Raw genomic sequence first — 20,115 nt, 5'->3', positions numbered from 1 at the left:
TAAAAAAGAAGAACCGTTCGGAATTTTGAGAATTCCGAACGGTTCATTTATTATAAAGGACTTATGTCACAGCCCCTCTTAATTTTATGAACTTCGTTATCCAAATCCCTACTTATCTTGAGCGATAAATAATTTGCTATTGATTATGAAAATTAGAATTCACGCTTCTTAGCAACCATACCCAAGCCAAGCATTGCTGAAACAGCACCTAATGCAAGAACAGCAGCTGAGTCGTTGTTACCAGTTTGTGGCAACTTAGCTTCATTATTAGCCTTAGTATCGTTTTGATCAGCAGCACTCTTTAAATTCCGGTATTGTGCGCGAGTCATAGCAACTTGGCGAACACCAGTCTTAGCTGACTTAACGTCTGTCTTAGCAGCGCTCTTTGCATCTGACTTAGCGTCATCCTTCTTAACATCTGCCTTGGTGTCATCAGATTTAGCATCGTCTTTCTTGCTGTCATCCTTCTTAGTGTCGTCACCCTTTGGAGTGTCTTTACCACTGTCAGCTTGACCCTTAACAGCCATGTTGTTAAGAATGTCAGTGTCAGCCTTTAATGCATCTTGGTAAGTCTTAAGAACGCCTTGCTTTTGTGCTAAAACAGCTTCTAATGGAGCAACTGCTTCGTCAACGTCCTTAGCAGCGGCACGGTTAGCCTTTGCTTGGTCAGCCTTGTCAATGATTGATTGACGGTACTTAATGTCACTAACCAACTTTTGGTAACGAGCGTCAGCCTTAGCACCATCAAGCTTCTTTTGCCACCAAGCTAAAGCACCTTCGCGGTTCTTAACGTTTTCTTTAGCAGCAGCAAGGTCATGCATTAAGCCGGCAGTATCTTTACCATCAGCACCGTGAAGACGTGCCTTAATTGCGTTAACAATGCTTTGTTTTTGAATAACTTTAGAAGCTAATACATCATCATTAGTGTTCTTAGCAGCGTCGGCCTTAGCAGCATCAAGGTCTGCTTGAGCCTTAGCTAATTTATCGTTTTGAGCATCAACCTTAGCTTGAACGCCATCAACAGCCTTCTTAGCATTGTCAAGAACCTTCTTAGCATCCTTAACGTGGCCTTCAAGTTCAGTTACCTTAGTGTATGCAGGATCAGCCTTGTCGCTGTTAATCTTTTGACGTGCACCAGTAGCCTTCTTTTGCATTTCTGCGTATTCTGCATCGTTTGGAAGGTTGTAATCAGCACGAGCTTGAGTGTAAGCAGCCTTCTTAGCATTAGCAGTCAAACGAGCAGCGTCACGAACGGCCTTTAAGTCCTTTTCGTGTTGCAAAGCAGTTTCATAAGCAACTTTCTTGTCAGCAGCACTGTCAGCAGCCTTCTTGTGACCTAATAAGTCACGACCAGCCGGGTTCCGGTCAGTCTTTGGTGCCAAGATCTTGTTAGCATTCCGAATTGTCTTGTCGGCATTAGCAACTGCTTTGTTAGCATCTTCAGCAGCCTTCTTGTGCTTTTGTGAATCTTGGTAAAGTGAGTTTAATTGGTCCAGCAAGCTTTGGTTGTAGTCTGCAGCATCTTGCTTTTGTTCTGCAGTAGCTTTGTGGTCGGCGTTAAGGGCGTCAAGCTTTGCTTGAGCTTCTGCTTGTAACTTAGCAGTTGCGTCATAAGCAGCGTCATCCTTCTTAGCTGCAGCAGTTTCATCCTTAGCAACCTTTTCGTTGTCAGTCTTAGTGGCCGTAGATGTTGAGATTTGATCTTGAAGCTTGTTGTATAAAGCGTCTTCGTTCTTGTCCCAGTTGTTCTTGTAGGCGTTAGCTTGATCATAAGCAGCCTTGGCATCAGCAGTTGCCTTGTGGGCCTTGTTGTAGTCGCTGTTAGCCTTAGTGTAATCTGCTTCAGCATTCTTCCAAGCAGTCTTAGCATCGTTGACCTTAGCAGCATTTTCGTTAGCCTTCTTAGCGTTGTCAACTGCAGTTTGAGCAGCGTCAACATCCTTTTGGGCGTTGTCAACGTTAGTTTGGTCAGTAGCAACCTTGGCCTTTTGATCGTTGTATTGATCTTGGCTTACTTCTTGCTTTTGACTAGCAACTTGAGTCGTCTTTGGTGCGTTAACATCGGCATGAGCCACCACGTCACCATTAGCATTGCTCAAAGTCAAACCTGCTAAAACGGCAGTGGTCATTAAACCAGCAACCATCCAGTTTTTACCAGATTTGTACATTTTGAAGCGTAATTTATTATTTTGCATAATTAATCCTCCAATATAATAGCAAAAAATCTATCAAATACTCCACGCATTTGAACGATTATTATTTTAATAGGTTTTTTTTCAACTTTTATTATCAATCAAAAATTTGAAGAATTAATTATTTTATAGCATAAACATTAATCAAAGCATGACTTAATTTAACTATAAAATCATAAATAATTTCGTTATTAGAAAATTAATTCTACCCCCCCCGCTTAATTTTATGCACTAATCGACTGATCAACTGTGCCATTTATTTAACATTATTACAATAAAAAAGACGCCGCTTTTTAACGACGCCGTTTTAATTATTTAAAACTACTTAGCTAAGTTTAATTCTTTCTTGATCAGGTTAGCAACTTCCTCGTTCGTGTCTAAGTCCATTGCCTTTTCCACTAACTTAGCACAGTCCTTAGTGTCAAGATCTTTCATCATTGAACGAGTCCGTAAAATGGATGAAGCAGACATTGAGTATTCATCCAAGCCCATTCCCATTAATAATGGTAATGCCAATTCGTCACCGGCCATTTCACCACACATTGCAGCCTTTGTTCCATGACGGTGGGCAGCCGCAATCACGTGGTTAATCAAGCCAAGGAATGCTGGGTTCAATGGTTGGTAAAGGTAAGAAACTGCATCGTTGCCACGATCGGCCGCAAAGTTGTATTGAATCAGGTCGTTTGTACCAATACTGAAGAAATCAACTTCTTCTGCCATCTTGTCAGCGTTAATTGCTGCCAACGGAACTTCAATCATCATTCCAAGCTTGACATCATCACCTAGACCAGGGTGGTCTTTTTGTAATTCAGTCTTACATTCTGCAAAAATTCGCTTAGCAGCCCGCAGTTCAGCTAACGTCCCAATCATTGGGAACATGATGGACAACGGTCCAAATTCAGAAGCACGGATCAATGCCCGTAATTGGGTCTTGAAAATTTCTGGTCGGTCTAAGCAAATCCGAATTGCCCGGTAACCTAAGAAGGGGTTCATTTCGTCAGGAAGCGGTAAGTAATCTAATGGCTTATCCCCACCAATATCAAGGGTCCGCACAACCACTGGCTTACCCTTCATGCCGACAATCGCCTTCTTATAGGCTTCAAACTGTTCGTCTTCAGTTGGGAGGTGATCAGAACCCATGTAAAGGAATTCTGAACGGAAGAGACCAACGCCGTCAGCACCCTGCTTCATTGCATCAGCAACGTCGTCCGGGGTCCCAATGTTAGCAGCAATTTCAAAGTGCTTACCATCCTTTGAAACAGAAGGTGCATCCACTAATTTGGCCCATTCAGCGCGTTCCTTTTCAAATGCATCAGCCTTGGCTTGGTACTCCTTCACTTGGTCATCTGAAGGATCCACAATAATGTCACCATGTAAGCCGTCAACAATGATATTTTGACCATTTGTGGCATTTTCAGTAATATTTTCGGCACCAACTACGGCTGGAATCCGTAAAGTCCGTGACATAATCGCAGCGTGGCTAGTCCGGCCACCTAGATCCGTTACAATGCCCTTCACAAACTTGGCATCCATTTGCGAAGTATCAGAAGGTGTAATTTCCTTAGCGACAATAACGACCGGATGGTCAATGCCAGCAATGTTTGGTAATTGTTTACCCAGTAAGTGACTCATCGCCCGCTTTGCAACATCCTTTACATCCGCTGCCCGCTCTTGCATGTACTTATTGTCAGTCATTGCTGCCAGTATATCTGCAAAGTTGGATGTTACTTTATCAACAGCAGCTTCGGCACTGGTTTTGTTGTTATTAATATCATCCTTAATTTGACCAAGCATTTCGGGGTCAGACAGGATCGCAATATGAGCGTCGAAGACTTCAAGTTCGTCATCGCCTAACCGGCCCTTTGCATTTTCCTTAATCTTTTGTAATTCAGTAATCGAATCATTAAATGCCGTTTCAACACGAGCGTATTCAGCTTCCGTGTCACTAATTTGCTTATTCTGATCGTATGAAAGATCTGGATCAATCAGCAAGTAGGCTGGCGCAATGCCGATCCCATCACTAGCAGCAATTCCTTTAACGTCTTTTGACATGACTCTTTCTCCTTTTCTTCTTTAACATTTGACACATATTTAAATTATAAACCGTTACCAATTCAATGACTACGATAAATGATAACCGCTTCCAATTTTTTCAAAAAAGAAAGAAGCCATCGCTTCTTTCTTTAGATTATTAATTACCCGCATGTTTAGCATGGTCCTTAGAATGGGCATTATTTTGACCATAGTAAGCATTAGCACCATGCTTCCGGTAATAGTGCTTGTCCAAAAGGTATTGTGGCAAGTGCAAGTCTTCATGTGTAAGTTGCATTGCATGGTAGTCTTCTTCCGCCACGACTTCGAGCACCTTGGCATTGTAAACCGCCTTGTCTGGAGTTGGTCCCCAAGCAAATGGACCATGTTGCATTACTAATGCTGCTGGCGTCGCTTCGTAATCGAGCCCCCGTTCTTTAAAGGACCGAACAATTACCTTACCAGTGTTGCCTTCATAATCTTCTTCGATTTCTTGTTTGGTCAATGCATCCGCAGCTGGAACATCCGTATAGAAGGTATCGGCATGGGTTGTGTTCATGGCTGGAACGTCCATTCGTGCAGCAGCAAATGAGACTGCCCATGGCGAGTGAGTATGCACAATGCCGCCAATCTTTGGAAAATGGTTGTAAAGATAAGTATGCGTTGGTGTATCTGATGATGGGTTGTAGTCACCTTCGACAACTTCCCCTTTCAGATTAACAACAACCATATCTTCCGGTTTTAAATCTTCATAAGGAACCCCTGATGGCTTAATAACGTATAAGCCCTTTTCGCGGTCAATTCCTGAAACGTTGCCCCAAGTAAAGGTAACTAAACCCAGCTTAGGCAGTTGCATATTTGCTTCATAAACTTCTTGTTTTAATTCTTCAAGCATCGTCTTTTCTCCTTTAATTCATTGCGATTTACTTGTTAACAGGTTCTTGAGTAATACCAACCTGCTTGAAAAGCGTATCGAAGTACTGTTTAGCACCTTTGATTTCCTCAATCGGATCACTATCGCCGTTATCGCCAGTCCACATTTCAATCGTATAGCTACCATTATACTTCAAACGAACGAGTTCCTTAAGCAATCCTGCAAAATCAACGCACCCTTTACCAAATGGGACATTCTTAAATTGGCCCTTAAAAGTTGGCGTGACTGCCTTCGTATCCTTCAAATGAATTGCAGCAACATCATCAATGTGTTTTTCAAAGTCGACAGGCACATAGTTTTCTGGCCACGCGCTCAAGTTACCGAGATCAGGATATGCCTGGAGCCATGGACTGTGAATCTGACTCTTTAATTCCGCAATTTTTTCAATCGAGTTTAAAAACGGATCATCCATTGTCTCAATGGAGAGCATCACCATCTTTTTGGCGGCCATATGAACACACTTAGCAAGGTTTTCGATGTATAGTTCACGTGACAGCATGGTCTTGTCTTCATAGTAAACATCGTAACCGGCCATTTGAATGTTATGGATTCCCAAATCCACCGCTAGATCAATCGCTTTTTTCATCATTTCTAGCGACTTTTGACGAATTTGCGGATCTTTAGACCCCAGCGGGTAACGCCGGTGACCAGACAACATCATTGTATTAATCCGACTATTCGTGGTCCACATTGCTTGACGAAATTCTGCCCGCTGTTCTTTCGTCCAGTCTAACCGCGCAAGACGTTCATCGCTTTCATCAATTGAGAACTCCAGAAAATTAAAGCCTAAATCATGAACTAATTGAAATTTCTCTTGCCAGCTTAAGTCTTGCGGTAAGGCTTTTTCGTAGATTCCTAACGCATTTTTTGTCATTATTAAGTCGTTCCTTTCAAATAAAAAGCAATGGCAGACCAATTACAGCCCGCCATTGCTTTGCAAAAAAAGAGATTATTTTGACTGAGGCAGTTTGTAATTAACCCCAAATACGGTCAATTTCGTTCTTGAATTCAAGAGCAGCTGCGTGTGGATCATCAGCGCCATGAATTGCCCGACCAGCAATGAAACAATATACTGGAAGGCCTTTAAACAATTTCAAGACTTCTGGCTTAACACCACCAGTAACAGAAACCTTAAAGCCCATATCGATCAAACTCTTTACAGAGTTCAAGTCTTTTTCACCCCAAGTTTGCCCAGCAAACTTGGCATCACGGCTTTGGTGATAAACCACTTGGTCAATTCCATTATCCAGCCATTCTTGTGCTCGTTCCTTGTTGTCCCAGCCTTCATATAATTCAACTTGAACTTCAATTTCTTTTTGGGCATTCGCCATGGTTGGCACAGTCGCAGCGTTAATGCAAGTTAACCAATCAGCGCCATGTTCTTTAGCAACCTTACCGATGTGACCACCAGCATCAGCACATTTAGCATCAGCTAACACAATCTTGTCCGGTGCAATCGCCCGTAAATCACTCACGGCATCCATTCCTTCTTGATAAATCAAGAGGGTGCCGGCTTCAACAACGTCAACGACATCGCTAACTTGACGAGCAACATTGAGTGCTTGGGCAGTGGTATCAGTGTCCAACGCAACTTGTAACATTGGTTTTGTCATTTTATTTTCCCCTTTTGATTACTTGTTTAGCTTTGCTTGAAGTTTCTCGTTGTTCTTGACAGCATCTTCAACTTCTTGCTTGGACATCACATTCTTAACACCAATTACAATGGCACCACGCTTCTCCGCTTCATCAAACATCTTAACGAATGGTAATGATGTGAATACAACATCGTAGTTGCGGGCAGTTCCCTTAGCTTCTGAAACCGAGGTATGATCGGAAGTAGTGACATTAAATCCTAAGTCCTTCATTGCCTTAGTAGCAGTCCTTGAAAGCATCAAACTTGTTCCTGAACCATTTGCACATGCGCTTAAAATTTTCATGATAAATCCTCCTCAATTGACAAATGTTAATTTAGTAATTATTTAGCTGCGTCAGCCTCTTCTTCATGCATCTTCTTCCATGCGTCATAATCCTTAACGATTAAGAAGTAACCCTTTGGATCGTGACGGTATTCCAGTTGTGGAATGAGGACGAAGACAATGATAACAACAGCAATTCCAATGTAGCCTAGGTACTTCATGATGACAGTTGCGAGTGGCCATACCGTTGCCCAGTCGAACATTCCGAGGTAACCACCGTATGTTGCCATGCCAACCCAGGTTGCAATCAATGCTGACCCACCAACTTGGATTAACCCGGAGATAAATGGCGCAATCATCGCGTACTTGTAACCACCACGGTTGTTAGCAAAGACACCGATGGCTGCGTTGTCAAAGAACAGCGGAATAAACCCAGCAATCACGATGGTTGGTGACTTGAGAACGATCAGTAAAATGATCATTAAGAATTGACCTAAAGCACCAAACATAAATCCGATTGTAGCGGCATTTGGCGAACCGAACCCTAAGGTTGCGGCAACGTCGATCCCAGGAACAGAACCTGGTAACCACCGATCTGAAATTCCCGTAAAGGATTCTGTCAATTCGTTAACGAATGTCCGAACCCCGAGTTGCAAAATTGCGAGGTAAACGGCAAACATTAATGACGTCTGAATAATATAGAAGACAAAACTTTGACCAGCCTTCATAAAGCCCGCTTTAATCAAGTAGGATGGGCCAAGGATAATCAAAATAATTCCGAAGAAGATAATCATCAGGATCGCGGTAGATACCATGTTATCGTTGAACATGGATAGCCAACCCGGCAATTCGATATCTTCCAAACGTTTTGATTCGGTCTTGCCCTTGGCCTTAGCACGCTTTTCCATCCATTCAGCCCATTTAGCGAAGATGAAAATCCCAAACATTTGTTGGTGGGCAATCCCAAATCCAGCACCATCAGTTAATTCCTGAGTAATTCCAACCGTTAAGTTGGAACCAACGGCCCAGTAAAGGCCTAAAACAATACTCATCACAATTAGTAAAGGAATCCGTCCCATTTGTGGGAAACAGAAGAGAAACAGCCAAAAAGCAGTTGCAGCTTGTTGAACTTGAACATTACCAGTTGTAAAGACGGCACGAAGTTTCGTGTACTTTTGGAAACGAACCAAAAGAATGTTCATAATGTAGGCAAACAATAGCAGTAACATCGTGTCCGCAAATGAACGACCAAAGCGTTTCATAATCCCGACTGTGACGGCGTTTTGACCAAAGTAAGGGTCAGTGACCATGGCTGAAAGGTGGAACCGTGATTTCAATCCAACCAAGATTGGCCGGAACGAAGTCACTAAACCACTTGAACCAACCGTTAAAATAAAGTAACCAATTGTGGCTTTTAAGAATCCAGAAAGTACTTCATACCATTTCTTCTTTTCTAGAAGGTACCCAATCAGAACAATAAAACCAATCATAAAGGCTGGTTGTTCTAGAATGTTTTTGGCAAAGTATTCCCAGATTGTCATAAAGACATTAAATACAGCATTCATATTTCTTCACCTTTTTCGACAATCTTACATATTGTGCTTCTTCATAACGTCACGATAATCATCCATCGTCTTAATCTTCAAGAGATCGTCGACCATGTCGTCTTCCATTAACATGTCAGATAAGTTTGCAATATTTTTGACGTGAGTATCGTGATCTTTAGCAGCAAGCATAAAGAATAGCTTGGCATCCTTGTCTGGGTTACCATCTTCAAATGAAACCTTTTCTGGCATAATCGTGAAGCCAATTCCGGTTCCTAAGACACCACTGTTTTCAGCAGAGGAGTGTGGCATTGCAACACCAGGAACAATCACAATGTAGGGACCATATTCTTTAACATCAGAAACCACTTGGTCAATGTATTGGTCAGTAACCAAATTGTTCTTCTTCACAACTTCCCCACTAATGCGAATTGCATCTTCCCAATTGTCAGGATGCTGGTCCGTAATATTAACTAGTCCATTTTCTAAAAAGTAACGTAACATTATTTAATAATCCTCCCATGCCCACCCGAACGTGGGCTAATTAATAATCTTCATTTAATTTTCCCTTCCAACTTTAAGCACTCGGTGAATTAAAGTAATTCTGGGAATGGTAAGTCTGGTTTGTTCTTGAATGCGTCGTGGAAACCGCGATCGTACATGTATTCAAAGTCGTCCTTGTTTTGTGGGAAGCTAAATCCACCACCAACTTGGAGAATGTATGGCTTGAAGTCATAGTGCAAACGGTACTTCTTAAGTTTCCAAAGCTTAATGATATCCTTTGGATCAGCAAAGAAGTTGGACCAAATGTCCCAGTGCATTGGGATTACAACCTTAGTCTTCAAATCTTCTGACATCCGCAGAACTTGTGAGTCATCCAGCTTATCCGTGATTCCCCGTGGGTTTTCACCGTAAGCACAAAGAGCAACATCAATCTTGTTTTCGTTACCGTGCTTCGTAAAGGTGTTGGACATGTGAGAGTCACCAGCGTCGTAAAGGTTACCACCTGAAGTTTCAAATAAGTAGTTAGCTGCAACCTTTGCCATTTCTTGTGGCATGTGGCCTTCCAGCGTAACACTCGGGTCATCTTCAGTTACTAATTCGGTCCGATCAAATGATTCAAGGGCCTTAATGTTAACTGCGCCAACTTTGACTTCATCGCCAGGTTTGACAACAATGGTTTTTTCAGCAGGAATTCCCCATTCGATCCATTCATCAACCACGCCTTGAGGTCCGATAAACTTAGCGTTTGGGCAGTTCTTGTTAACACAAGCAGCGGTGTAAATGTCTAAGTGATCGTGGTGTGTGTGAGTAACACAAAGGGCATCAACGTCCTTGAAAGCAAATGGATCAATGACGTATGGACGGTTACGTAAGTTTGGTTGTTGAGCTTCAACACCAGCCATCCGCATCATTTGGTGACCCTTACGCATCTTGCCATTACCATGGGTGTGCTTACCAGTACCATTCCAAACATCGACTAAAATGTTGGTACCTTCATGCGTCTTGAGCCAAAAGCCCATGCATCCAGTCCACCAGAGTCGGAAACTACCTGCCGGAACTTTGTAATCAGCAATTTCTTCGTTGAGGTATTGACCCCATTCTGGAAAATTGTTCATTGCGTAATTTTCTGGAGTTACATCGTTAATATTCTTTGGTGATGCCATTGTAAATTCCTCCTAAACAACATCTTTATTTGTTTACGAGTATAGGATATTATCTTAAGTAACCGATTTCAATCGTTTTATATGTTATTTTTTCACTTTATATGATAATTAAATGTTATTATCAATATTTTTTCACTTTTTAGGATTGAAAAACCGCCATTTATTATTTTATTTGTTATAATCACATATAAAACAGCCATTAACCATTTAAATACTATGCAGAGGTGACATATATGAGAAACTCATATAAGAATATCGAAAATCGAAGGGAACACATTTTAGATGTATTAAATAAAAAACAATCAATGACTATTGAAGAACTCAGTAAACATCTGAAAGTGTCAGAGATGACGATCCGTCGTGACTGCAATAGTCTGGTTAAAATGGGTCGCTTAACACAACATCTGGGAGTCGTCAGCTTTGTTTCTCCTGAAAATGCTAGCCATAGCGATTCACGTTTTCGGATCAAAAAGAGTCTGGGCAACGAAGCCGCTAAAAACATTAACGATAATGAGATTGTATTTATTAATTCCAGTTCGACCGCTTTTTATGCAGTGAAAGCCCTCCTTAATAAAAAAGTTTCCATCATTACTAACAATGGTAACGCCGTAAAGTTATTATCTGACCATAACATGGCTTCGCTGATCTTATCTGGAGGCAACGTCAACAATCGCGACATTATGAGTGGCGATATTGCTAACCGCACCTTTCTTAGCATGCGTTCTGACTGGGGAATTATTGGTTGCGCCGGATTAAGTCTGGATCAAGGAATCTCCACTCCTTGGATTGAAGAAGCCAATGTTAATCGCAATATTATCAAAAATTCACGGCGCTTAATTGTCGTAGCCGATTATAGTAAATTTGGTAGTTTTTCTAACTTCACCATTGGCAAAATCTCTGATATCGATATCTTGATCACTGATACCTTTGTTTCAGGAAAAATTCTCGATGCCTTCCGCAAACAAGGGGTTGAGGTCGTTCAAGTGACCCAAATTTGAACATTCTGTTATATACAAATGAGCTCCAGTGCAGGTGTAAAACCTACTCTGGAGCTCATTTGTAGTTTGATCTACCTAACTTGGGTCATTCTTACAACGTTATGCCAATTTGCCAACCACTGGCAAACCCTTTAAAACTTGATCTTTATGCGGTGACTTATTAAACAACGTTTCAGTTAAGTCTTGTCCTGCCACATTACCATGATGCTTACCATTTTGCCAGGCAGCCTTGCCCGAAACATCATAGACCGTCCCGTTAATGGCCACGTAAGCTGGCTGCCCGTTCTTGCCATTGAAGGTTGCTAATTCACCCTTGGTAAAAATTTTTTCACTCATCGTCATCCCTCCTAAGATTCATTAACCGAATGTACAACTTCATTATAATTAAACATAATTACTAAAACGACTAATGTGTTGTTAATTAATGGTTTTTCAACTTTTGGATCACTGGATCATATGCTTTCTTCACAGCTCGTTGATTTTGCGGCTTAAAGTACACCCGTTCAGCATTGTGATACATCACATCTGCTAGTTCAGTTTTAGAAAAAAGTGACGTATGTTCCAACCAAGTAGCAAGTTGATGATAAGAGTTAAACGTGGCTGACCACGGTGCGTCAGTTCCCCAAATTAAACGTTTAGTTCCTAACACTTGCTTTGCCAATCGCACTGACTGCTGACATTGAGGATATGGAAAATCTTCACTCGTTTCTCCTTGAATATCTTGAATTGCTGAAAGATCAACATAAATATTTTTTAAACCGCCAAATTGATCTAAAACGTTATGAAGGCGATTCAAATGCGTTGCATTTGGAAATGACAGATGACAAACCACAAAATCAAATTGGGGATACCGCTTTGCAAGATTAACGATTGCTTCCGGTTGGTAACTGGTTTGGGTATCATCACCATAGTCCACCGTTACCACAAAACCCGGATAATCCGCAAGATAGTGAAAAATTTCCGAACATCGCGGATTAATATCTAAACGAAATGGCTGATGAAAGCCGTGGAGACCGCCTCCCTGACTAATTTCAAATTTGATTGCTCTAAACCCAAGCTGTTCGACATGCCGTTTAACAATTTTCATTACAAACTCATCAAACGGATCAACGGCAAAGGCCCCGATAAACTTTTCCGGGAAGCGTTTTATCACTTGGTACGTATAATAATTCTGATAACCATTAAGCGTCCCTTGCAACAAAACTGCCTTGGCAATGTTTTCTTGTTGCATCACAGGCAAATACTTTTCAACTAAAAAGTTATCATTACCCCAGCCTTGCGGAATTAAATGTATAACTTCACCGTCATCCCAAATGGCATCACCATTTCCCAACGGATTTAAGCGACCCTGGCCTTTGGCACCAGCCAATTCACGAACTAAATGAATGTGTCCATCAATTTTACGCATGTTCATCACCAATTATTTATAAATCAAACCACTTTCTGCCGCAATCGCAATAAAAATCCCAATCAGGATAATCCAATTTAAGATACTAATGACCTTACCCATTTGACGATCAGCCGTATACTTGCGAATCGTTAACATCCCAAACATCAGTGCTGCAATCAAATTCACACCAGCTGTTTGAGGATGATGAACCATCATTTCCCAAACAGCTAAACCAATGGTACTGACAAAACCGGTAATCATAATTACATAAAACGGAAGATTATACTTAGTTTTCATTATTGAGCGCTCCTTAATAGATTGTTTGAATAAGTTTAGCAGCTTCTTTTGAAGACTGTGCATTCAGAACTTGTTGATATAGTGGTTGATTAGTAATAATATTAATCAATTCTGCTAATGCCTGATCATGCTCATGATGATACCCTGGCGATAGTAAAATTACACACCGTAACGCAACTTCCTTATCATTGATTTGCAGGTGTAATGGTTGTTGTAAAATACCAATCGCCACCCCGACACGCTGGGTATGGTCACTTGGCGCTGCATGGGCTAAAAAAGTATCTGCCGAGACGAGCATATAGGGGCCATACTGATCAATTAGCTGGATAATATCATCCGCATATTCCGGGGTCGTAATGTTCTTATTAGTTAAGATCCAGCATAACTGACGAATGATTTGTTTTAAGTTTAATTGACTGTCTTTAAAAATTTTAATCTGATCAGTAGTAATCAAGTCACTCAAGCGAATCCCATCATGTTGGGATTTTTCATGATCAGTGGGGAATAAATATTCTAAAAGATCATGCTTTAATTTTTCTAAATCATGAATATCCGCGCTTTGTTGAATAATATCAATGATATTATTTAAAGAATTTTCTTGATTAATTGATAATTGAGGGAAATACTTTCGCAGCACTTGTTCAACTTTGTAGCCATCACGTGCACTCAATACTGACTGAACATAAATCGTTGGGATCCCATAATTAGCTTGATTCAACGGGGCCGTCGTAATAATCAATTTAGCTTTATTGGGCATTCGCATAATCTTGGCTAATTTTTCAATACTCAATGCCCGCGAAAAATTAATTAGTGGGTAACGACGATGCAAGGTCGAATACAGCAATGCTGAAGTACTAACCCCACTCGTGCAGACTAGCAGCACTTCAGCTTCCAGACTTTCCTTAATTTCACCCGTTTGATCTAAGAATGTTGTCAGATTATCATTTGAAACATCATCATAGGAAATAAAGTATAAGCAGATAAGGGCAATTTCGTTTACCGAGATGGGTTTACCAATCATGTTGGCCAATGGTTGACAAGCAATTTGAACAAACTTAATCATATTAGAAAACTGGTCCTCGATCGCCTTTAAAACACTCGAGCTAAACTCAAAATTAAATTTACAACGGAAGTAAGTCGCAAATAAGTGATTACTCAGTGCTTGAATAAATTCTGCCGAGTTAATCCGAGTTCCGGCAATCTGATCATACCGCATGATAATCTGTTTAGTAACGGTAATCATCGTTTGCTGAAACTCGGGTCGAATATAATTAATTGAAGAGACTTGCGATCCCAATACCAATTCGGTAAAAAATACTAATTCATGAGGATCATTAACCCCGTTCACCTTTAAAAAGGTCCGCACTGCTGGAACTACCGATTTTGTAATTTGATTGATTTCACCAACTGTTGTTGCAGTTTGCGTAACTAAATGTCCTAATGAAAGTCGATAAATACTAAACTTTAAAATCAAAATTAACGTCCAGTAGGCATTTTCCGTAAATTTAGATTGAATCTCATGTTCTAATTGTTGAAAATCTTTTTTCGCCTGTCCTTGATCAACCACCGGGAACGTAAGTTGCTGGATCTGCTGAGCAAAATAGCCATGAATATCCTGTTGCAACTCATGAAAAACATACCGCCGAATCTGGTTTTCAATACAGGTAATTTGGTGTCCATTTACGGTTGACTGAACCTTTAATTGCGGATACTGTTGCTGAATTAGCTTAAAGTCATTAATAATTGTATTTCGTGAAACTTTCAAACCAACTGCTAAATCATTGATTGAAACATCGGTATCTTTGATAATCATTAACCATAGGATCTTGCGAATCCGGCTTGCGCGACTGCTAGATGGTTCTTGATCAGGTGATGATTGATCCTCCTGATGCAAATTAGCCTGCAGTGCACGCCACAATTTAATACTTTGGGGATCCAGCAGGTAACCTGCACCGCGTTCATTCTTAATTTTTGGAATATTATTTTGCGTTAATAGTTGATTAGCTTGACGAATCCGATAAAAAATGGTCCGTCTTGACACGCCAAAGTGCGTACACAACTCTTCTAATTTGACATACCGCCGTTGAATAACCAGATAATCAATTAAATCACGAATTGGTGAACCCTTCATAATACCCTCTCTTTAGCAAAAAATCGTTAAGGTAGCTCCTAACCGCCTTAACGATTTTTCAAAAAACCAGCTTGGAATTAACCTTTGATAATTCCTTCAACTTTGTCAATTACGTCATCAGCACCGATCCCAGTCAAAAGAGGCAACCCATTGATCACTGGAATGCTGAGTTCATCATTGTCATATTGAGTAGTGGTAACTGCAGCATCAGCATCATCAGCTAATGCAGGAACTTGACCAACACTAGTTTGAACTAACTTGTAGTCCGTCCCTTCGTTATAGCCACGGTCACTTAATTCTTCATTTAACTTGTTCATAGCAGTTGTACTAGTAACAACGCCGGCACCACAAGCAACAATAATCTTCCTCATTATAATAGCCTCCTATGACTAGGCTTCCTTAGCAGCCTTCGCTGCTTCAGCCTTCTTTTCATCACGAATGATACAACGACGGTTCCAATAAAGCAAGATTAAGCAAATAACAATCCCAACAATGTAGCAGATCCACTTGTTATGTGCTAATTGGAACATAATCCATGGGTATGGGTTAGATTCATAGTCGATTGAACCAATCAACGTTGAGTTCTTTGGAATTGCAAAGTGAGCAGCCCGTGCAGCCTTAGTGAAGAATGGTGATAATTGGGTCCCAATGTACAGTCCCAAAATAACGTTAATGGCACCGATGATAAAGGAACGGAAGAAGTCACCATGAACCACTGACACGATTAGTGGGAACATAAAGACAAATCCAACTAACCCAATTGTTGGTAAGAACTTATTACCTGGCAAAATGAATGCAAATACTAGTGATAATGGAATCATCAAGGTTGCACAAGCCAAGACAACTGGGTTCCCAATCCCAACAGCGGTATCCATCCCAATGTAGAACTTCCGACCGCCAAAGTGCTTTTGCGTCAACTTTTGGATGTTGTTGGAAACCGGAACCACCCCTTGAAGTAAGAGGGCAGCCATCTTTGGAGTAATGATCATAATTGCCGAAAGGGTAACCCCCATTAACAAAATCTTACCAATCTTAGTTGGCCAATCCATGCTTGGTACAAAACCATAGGCAAGGAAACCTACTAATACCCCAATTTCAAAACCAAGGAGGGTTGGTTCACCCCAGTTACCAAACTTCTTATTGAAGTCTTTAGCATCCAAGTGAATCTTATTTACTCCCGGAATTTTATCCATAATCCAGTTCAAAACAACTGCAAATGGAACGAATGAACCGGCATAACCGTGAGGAATTGAAATTCCTGGTAAGCCTAAGTACTTTTCTGATAACGGTGCGGTCCGGTCAGCAGTAACCATAATCACAATCATAATTACCGAAGCAGAGAATAAACTCAATAACATGTCGTTAGTTAAGGCATAAATTAATGAGCCGGCAAAAGCAAAGTGCCAGAAGTCCCAAATATCAACGTCAATGGTTTGTGTTGTCTTGGTCATCAACATGACAACGTTAATCGCAATTCCTAGTGGAATCATCGTAACCCCAACAACTGAACCATATGCAATCGCAGAAGCAGATGGCCAACCAACATCAATAACTGATAGGTTGATGTGCATGGTCCGAATGATTTCCTTAACTGCTGGGTTCATAACACTAGTCAGAATTGTAACGGTAGCATTTAATCCAATAAAACCAATTCCGACCATTAGGCCACCACGGAGTGCCTTAGCAAAAGGTACCTTCAAACATAATCCAAAAATCAGGAAGATAATTGGGATCATAACCGTTGGTCCTAAATCGACAATATATTCAATAAAATCAACTACTGGTTTCAATTTTTACACTTCCTTACTTAAAATATGCAACCAGTTCATCATACAGTTTGGCGGAACTATCCAGCTTGAGCAATTTCTTTAATAAATCCTGATTTTGGAATAATTGCATAAGATTTTGTAATAATTGCACTTGACTGTGAGGTTCCTTCATTGCCAGCATTGTTACAATGCGAGCGTCAACAGTTTGTGATTTGTCTGCCATATTTGCGAACTTAACTGGTTGATCAAGCGTTGCGAACACAATTGCCGGTGACTTAACGTACTTGACATCCGTGTGCGGTACCGCAACACAAATATCACCGCTGGGTAGTCCAGTTGGGTAAACCTTTTCCCGGTCTAAAACCGCCTGCTTATAATCACCATTAACGTTACCATTTCGATATAAAGCATCCGCTAATTGTGAAATAACACCGGTTGAATCCTGAGCTGACAGGTGAGCAAAAACTAAGTTGTCCTTAATAAAATCCAACTCGTCTCCTCCTTTCTTAATTGTCTACATTCTAAGATGAAAACGCTTTGCAAAATAGTGCAACCATCTATTTTATTAAGTGCAGTTTATCAACCACCAGTTGCACCATTGCTTATAAATTTAATTTTAACGATTGCAAAATCCTTACGTGTCGGTCATTAGAAGGTATGAACCGCTTTGCATTAACCTGCCTCAAATTAATAAGCATTGCAACTACTAAAAGTCAAAAATTTCGTTTAAGTGCAAGCTTCACCACTACTCTTCGGTAATAGTGCAAAAAAATCAGTCCACAAAAAAAAGGAGCGGAAATTCCGCTCCTTTTACCATCATTGGATGATTATTGTTCTTCGTACCAGCTGTAGTGGAAGTTTCCAGGACGGTCAGTACGTTCGTAAGTGTGAGCACCGAAGTAGTCACGTTGTGCTTGAAGCAAGTTAGCAGGAAGCACTTCTGCACGATAAGAATCGTAGTAGTTAATGGCAGCGCTAAGTGATGGTGTTGGTACACCGGCCTTAACAGCAAGAGCAACAACATCACGGGTAGCCTTTTGATACTTCTTGGCAATATCCTTGAAGTAGTCATCAAGCAACAAGTTCTTAAGATCAGGGTTCTTGTCAAAAGCATCAGTAATCTTTTGTAAGAATTGTGCACGAATAATGCAACCTTCACGCCAAATTTGCGCCAATTCACCGTACTTCAGACCCCAGTCATAACGATCGGAGTCAATCCGCATTTGTTCGAACCCTTGGGCATAACTCATAACTTTACCGAAGTAAAGGGCTTGACGGATCTTTTCAATCATTTCTTTCTTATCATCGATCGAGATTGCTTCAGTTTCAACTGGCAATTCTTTGCTTGCCTTTACCCGTTCGTCCTTCATCATGGAAATGTAACGAGCGTAAACCGCTTCAGTGATCACTGATTGAGGAGCACCACCATCAAGAGCAGTCATGGAACTCCACTTACCAGTACCCTTGTTAGCACCACGGTCAAGAATCATGTCAACAATTGGCTTGTTCTTGTCATCACCAAGGTCATCCTTACGAGTAAGAATGTCGGCAGTAATGTTGATCAAGAATGAATCCAATTCGCCTTGGTCCCATTCGTGGAAAATCTTGGCCATTTCGTCAACGCTCAGTCCAAGGACATTCCGCATCACGTTGTAACTTTCGTCAATTAATTCTTCATCACCGTATTCAATACCATTGTGAACCATCTTGACATAGTGACCAGCACCATTTGGTCCAATGTAGGCAACACAAGGCTTACCGTCTTCAGCTTTAGCAGCAATTTGTGTCAGGATAGGAGCAACTAAGTCGTAGGCTTCCTTTTGACCACCTGGCATTAAGGAAGGACCATGAAGCGCACCTAATTCACCGCCGGAAACACCCATACCGATGAAGTTAATGCCTGACTTGTCAAGCTTAGCATTCCGGGCCATCGTGTCGTTGAAGTTGGTGTTACCACCGTCAATCAGAACGTCACCCTTGTCAAGCAATGGGAGTAATTCATCAATAACAGCGTCAGTTGGTCCACCAGCCTTAACCATCAATAGGATCCGACGTGGCTTTTCAAGTGAGTCAACAAAGTCCTTGATTGTGTAGCTAGGGATTAACTTCTTATCACTGTGGTCTTTCATCATTTCGTCAGTCCGGTTACGGTGCCGGTTGTATACCCCAACAGTAAATCCGCGACTTTCGATGTTTAAGGCCAAGTTCTTACCCATAACGGCAAGACCTACAACACCAATTTGTGCTTTCTTATCTGACATTGTGTTGTCACACTCCTTAATAAATAAAAAATACGTTTACAGTGACCATTATAACAGAAAGCTAAATATGTGAAAGATTTTATTTGAGAAACATTGATCAAAGTTTAAATTTTATTAAATGGTCTTTGCTAAACAAAATTTCATCAATGATAACAACTGGCTGATTACCGATTTTTTTACATTGTTTTTCACGTTGATTGCATATAGTGTCATGCTCATTTTTAATTCATTTAAATGGTGTTTCTTCAAATCACCATGTGATAAATTAACTAACTGATTCGGTACAATCGCCCATTGATCACTAGTTAACAAAGTTGGAATTGCTCCCGTCACTGTATTAGTGGCAAGCGCCGGAATAATGGTCTGATCCCAACAAATATTGTGCCAAACCGCATACTCGTCATTATATTTAATGAAGACTTCATTATGCCGATCCAAGTCATCTGCTGAGACCTGCTGAGATAATTGATGGTTTCCTTTAGTAACCAAAACCAGCGGATCACTAAATATTTTGGTTGCATTAAGTTTCGGATCACTGGTTTTAAATGGCTGCAAGCCGATATCAGCTTGCAGCTCGTTGACCATTGGTTCAATATTTTCACTATCTGTGCACCGAATGTCTAACCTAATTTCTGGATTTGATAAGTGAATTGTTTTAATCAAAGGTGCCAAGTAAAGTCCGCAAATATCATTTGTAGTCACAACCGTAAGTTGGTCATAATGCGGTTCATTCTTTAATTGATTGGCACTATTAATAATACTTAAATACTGTTTGGCTAACGGAATAAATTTTTCACCATATTCCGTTAAAGTAATTTGTGAGTGTCCCTTTACTCGATTAATCAGTTTCACGCCCAGATGACGTTCTAACTTATTGAGCCGATTACTAACTCCCGCCTGAGTAATAAAAAGCGCGTTAGCCGCTAAAGAAATTTGACGATATTCTACAATTTTTAAAAAAGTTTCTACTAATTCTGAATTCATC

19 protein-coding genes are annotated in these 20,115 nt (G+C 40.7%); 1 reads left to right on the top strand and 18 read right to left on the bottom strand.

Translation table 11 applies throughout. The features are described from left to right. Positions 1-152 precede the first annotated feature (152 nt). The 9 genes from Q0C76_RS08515 to ulaG all read right to left on the bottom strand — a co-directional run bounded on the left by Q0C76_RS08515 (position 153) and on the right by ulaG (position 10,284). Positions 153-2,195 (bottom strand): KxYKxGKxW signal peptide domain-containing protein, encoded by a 2,043-nt coding sequence (locus tag Q0C76_RS08515; RefSeq protein WP_295731974.1) that lies wholly within the window; start codon positions 2,193-2,195, stop codon positions 153-155. Positions 2,196-2,513: 318 nt separating this feature from the next. Next, the gene (gene ptsP / locus Q0C76_RS08510) at positions 2,514-4,244 is read right to left on the bottom strand and encodes a phosphoenolpyruvate--protein phosphotransferase (protein WP_295731972.1); all 1,731 of its coding nucleotides are present in this window, start codon (positions 4,242-4,244) and stop codon (positions 2,514-2,516) included. A 139-nt stretch (positions 4,245-4,383) separates the two neighbouring features. Beyond that, on the bottom strand, positions 4,384-5,118 hold the full coding sequence (locus tag Q0C76_RS08505; RefSeq protein ID WP_295731969.1) for an L-ribulose-5-phosphate 4-epimerase: 735 nt from the start codon (positions 5,116-5,118) through the stop codon (positions 4,384-4,386). 28 nt (positions 5,119-5,146) lie between these two features. Further along, entirely contained in the window at positions 5,147-6,031 is an 885-nt protein-coding gene (locus Q0C76_RS08500; RefSeq protein ID WP_295731966.1) for an L-ribulose-5-phosphate 3-epimerase, read from the bottom strand. Positions 6,032-6,131: 100 nt separating this feature from the next. Further along, positions 6,132-6,770, bottom strand: a complete 639-nt coding sequence (locus tag Q0C76_RS08495; RefSeq protein ID WP_295731963.1) for a 3-keto-L-gulonate-6-phosphate decarboxylase UlaD — start codon at positions 6,768-6,770, stop codon at positions 6,132-6,134. Positions 6,771-6,788: 18 nt separating this feature from the next. Continuing rightward, positions 6,789-7,094: a PTS sugar transporter subunit IIB gene (locus Q0C76_RS08490; protein WP_006916464.1), complete on the bottom strand. Its 306-nt coding sequence runs from the start codon at positions 7,092-7,094 to the stop codon at positions 6,789-6,791. A gap of 38 nt (positions 7,095-7,132) precedes the next feature. Further along, on the bottom strand, positions 7,133-8,638 hold the full coding sequence (locus Q0C76_RS08485; protein WP_295731957.1) for a PTS ascorbate transporter subunit IIC: 1,506 nt from the start codon (positions 8,636-8,638) through the stop codon (positions 7,133-7,135). A gap of 24 nt (positions 8,639-8,662) precedes the next feature. After that, a complete protein-coding gene (locus tag Q0C76_RS08480) occupies positions 8,663-9,121 on the bottom strand; it encodes a PTS sugar transporter subunit IIA (RefSeq protein ID WP_295731955.1) in 459 nt (152 codons plus the stop codon). Between the two features lie 89 nt (positions 9,122-9,210). Next, entirely contained in the window at positions 9,211-10,284 is a 1,074-nt protein-coding gene (gene ulaG, locus Q0C76_RS08475; protein WP_295731954.1) for an L-ascorbate 6-phosphate lactonase, read from the bottom strand. 233 nt (positions 10,285-10,517) lie between these two features. Between ulaG and Q0C76_RS08470 the strand changes: the two genes are divergently transcribed. After that, the gene (locus Q0C76_RS08470; RefSeq protein ID WP_295731951.1) at positions 10,518-11,282 is read left to right on the top strand and encodes a DeoR/GlpR family DNA-binding transcription regulator; all 765 of its coding nucleotides are present in this window, start codon (positions 10,518-10,520) and stop codon (positions 11,280-11,282) included. A gap of 99 nt (positions 11,283-11,381) precedes the next feature. Here the strand turns inward: Q0C76_RS08470 and Q0C76_RS08465 are convergent, their stop codons facing one another. The 9 genes from Q0C76_RS08465 to Q0C76_RS08425 all read right to left on the bottom strand — a co-directional run bounded on the left by Q0C76_RS08465 (position 11,382) and on the right by Q0C76_RS08425 (position 20,114). Further along, a complete protein-coding gene (locus Q0C76_RS08465; protein ID WP_295731948.1) occupies positions 11,382-11,618 on the bottom strand; it encodes a cytochrome b5 domain-containing protein in 237 nt (78 codons plus the stop codon). A gap of 85 nt (positions 11,619-11,703) precedes the next feature. Next, on the bottom strand, positions 11,704-12,690 hold the full coding sequence (locus Q0C76_RS08460) for an amidohydrolase family protein (protein WP_295731945.1): 987 nt from the start codon (positions 12,688-12,690) through the stop codon (positions 11,704-11,706). Positions 12,691-12,702: 12 nt separating this feature from the next. Further along, the gene (locus tag Q0C76_RS08455) at positions 12,703-12,969 is read right to left on the bottom strand and encodes a hypothetical protein (protein ID WP_295731942.1); all 267 of its coding nucleotides are present in this window, start codon (positions 12,967-12,969) and stop codon (positions 12,703-12,705) included. Between the two features lie 13 nt (positions 12,970-12,982). Continuing rightward, the gene (locus Q0C76_RS08450; RefSeq protein WP_295731939.1) at positions 12,983-15,100 is read right to left on the bottom strand and encodes a BglG family transcription antiterminator; all 2,118 of its coding nucleotides are present in this window, start codon (positions 15,098-15,100) and stop codon (positions 12,983-12,985) included. A gap of 77 nt (positions 15,101-15,177) precedes the next feature. Next, positions 15,178-15,471: a PTS sugar transporter subunit IIB gene (locus tag Q0C76_RS08445; protein ID WP_295731936.1), complete on the bottom strand. Its 294-nt coding sequence runs from the start codon at positions 15,469-15,471 to the stop codon at positions 15,178-15,180. An 18-nt stretch (positions 15,472-15,489) separates the two neighbouring features. After that, on the bottom strand, positions 15,490-16,890 hold the full coding sequence (locus Q0C76_RS08440; RefSeq protein WP_295731933.1) for a PTS galactitol transporter subunit IIC: 1,401 nt from the start codon (positions 16,888-16,890) through the stop codon (positions 15,490-15,492). Positions 16,891-16,903: 13 nt separating this feature from the next. After that, positions 16,904-17,359 carry a PTS sugar transporter subunit IIA gene (locus tag Q0C76_RS08435; RefSeq protein WP_295731930.1) on the bottom strand — a complete coding sequence of 152 codons (456 nt, stop codon included), beginning with the start codon at positions 17,357-17,359 and terminating at the stop codon, positions 16,904-16,906. Between the two features lie 337 nt (positions 17,360-17,696). Beyond that, a complete protein-coding gene (gene gndA / locus Q0C76_RS08430; RefSeq protein WP_295731927.1) occupies positions 17,697-19,130 on the bottom strand; it encodes an NADP-dependent phosphogluconate dehydrogenase in 1,434 nt (477 codons plus the stop codon). 114 nt (positions 19,131-19,244) lie between these two features. Further along, the gene (locus tag Q0C76_RS08425) at positions 19,245-20,114 is read right to left on the bottom strand and encodes a LysR family transcriptional regulator (RefSeq protein WP_295731924.1); all 870 of its coding nucleotides are present in this window, start codon (positions 20,112-20,114) and stop codon (positions 19,245-19,247) included. Between the last annotated feature and the right edge of the window lies 1 nt (position 20,115).

Source organism: uncultured Limosilactobacillus sp. (assembly GCF_934202705.1).
GTDB lineage: Bacteria > Bacillota > Bacilli > Lactobacillales > Lactobacillaceae > Limosilactobacillus.
The sequence above is the reverse complement of the archived record's forward strand: the minus strand, read 5'-3'. Positions and strand labels throughout refer to the sequence as shown.

Excerpts from the sequence above, each read along its gene's own strand:
- Q0C76_RS08500 (WP_295731966.1), bottom strand. The coding sequence starts at position 6,031 with ATGACAAAAAATGCGTTAGGAATCTACGAAAAAGCCTTACCGCAAGAC.
- Q0C76_RS08470 (WP_295731951.1), top strand. The coding sequence starts at position 10,518 with ATGAGAAACTCATATAAGAATATCGAAAATCGAAGGGAACACATTTTA.
- Q0C76_RS08480 (WP_295731955.1), bottom strand. The coding sequence starts at position 9,121 with ATGTTACGTTACTTTTTAGAAAATGGACTAGTTAATATTACGGACCAG.
- Q0C76_RS08505 (WP_295731969.1), bottom strand. The coding sequence starts at position 5,118 with ATGCTTGAAGAATTAAAACAAGAAGTTTATGAAGCAAATATGCAACTG.
- Q0C76_RS08485 (WP_295731957.1), bottom strand. The coding sequence starts at position 8,638 with ATGAATGCTGTATTTAATGTCTTTATGACAATCTGGGAATACTTTGCC.
- Q0C76_RS08515 (WP_295731974.1), bottom strand. The coding sequence starts at position 2,195 with ATGCAAAATAATAAATTACGCTTCAAAATGTACAAATCTGGTAAAAAC.
- Q0C76_RS08455 (WP_295731942.1), bottom strand. The coding sequence starts at position 12,969 with ATGAAAACTAAGTATAATCTTCCGTTTTATGTAATTATGATTACCGGT.
- ulaG (WP_295731954.1), bottom strand. The coding sequence starts at position 10,284 with ATGGCATCACCAAAGAATATTAACGATGTAACTCCAGAAAATTACGCA.
- Q0C76_RS08445 (WP_295731936.1), bottom strand. The coding sequence starts at position 15,471 with ATGAGGAAGATTATTGTTGCTTGTGGTGCCGGCGTTGTTACTAGTACA.
- gndA (WP_295731927.1), bottom strand. The coding sequence starts at position 19,130 with ATGTCAGATAAGAAAGCACAAATTGGTGTTGTAGGTCTTGCCGTTATG.
- Q0C76_RS08495 (WP_295731963.1), bottom strand. The coding sequence starts at position 6,770 with ATGACAAAACCAATGTTACAAGTTGCGTTGGACACTGATACCACTGCC.
- Q0C76_RS08490 (WP_006916464.1), bottom strand. The coding sequence starts at position 7,094 with ATGAAAATTTTAAGCGCATGTGCAAATGGTTCAGGAACAAGTTTGATG.
- Q0C76_RS08460 (WP_295731945.1), bottom strand. The coding sequence starts at position 12,690 with ATGCGTAAAATTGATGGACACATTCATTTAGTTCGTGAATTGGCTGGT.
- ptsP (WP_295731972.1), bottom strand. The coding sequence starts at position 4,244 with ATGTCAAAAGACGTTAAAGGAATTGCTGCTAGTGATGGGATCGGCATT.
- Q0C76_RS08465 (WP_295731948.1), bottom strand. The coding sequence starts at position 11,618 with ATGAGTGAAAAAATTTTTACCAAGGGTGAATTAGCAACCTTCAATGGC.
- Q0C76_RS08425 (WP_295731924.1), bottom strand. The coding sequence starts at position 20,114 with ATGAATTCAGAATTAGTAGAAACTTTTTTAAAAATTGTAGAATATCGT.
- Q0C76_RS08450 (WP_295731939.1), bottom strand. The coding sequence starts at position 15,100 with ATGAAGGGTTCACCAATTCGTGATTTAATTGATTATCTGGTTATTCAA.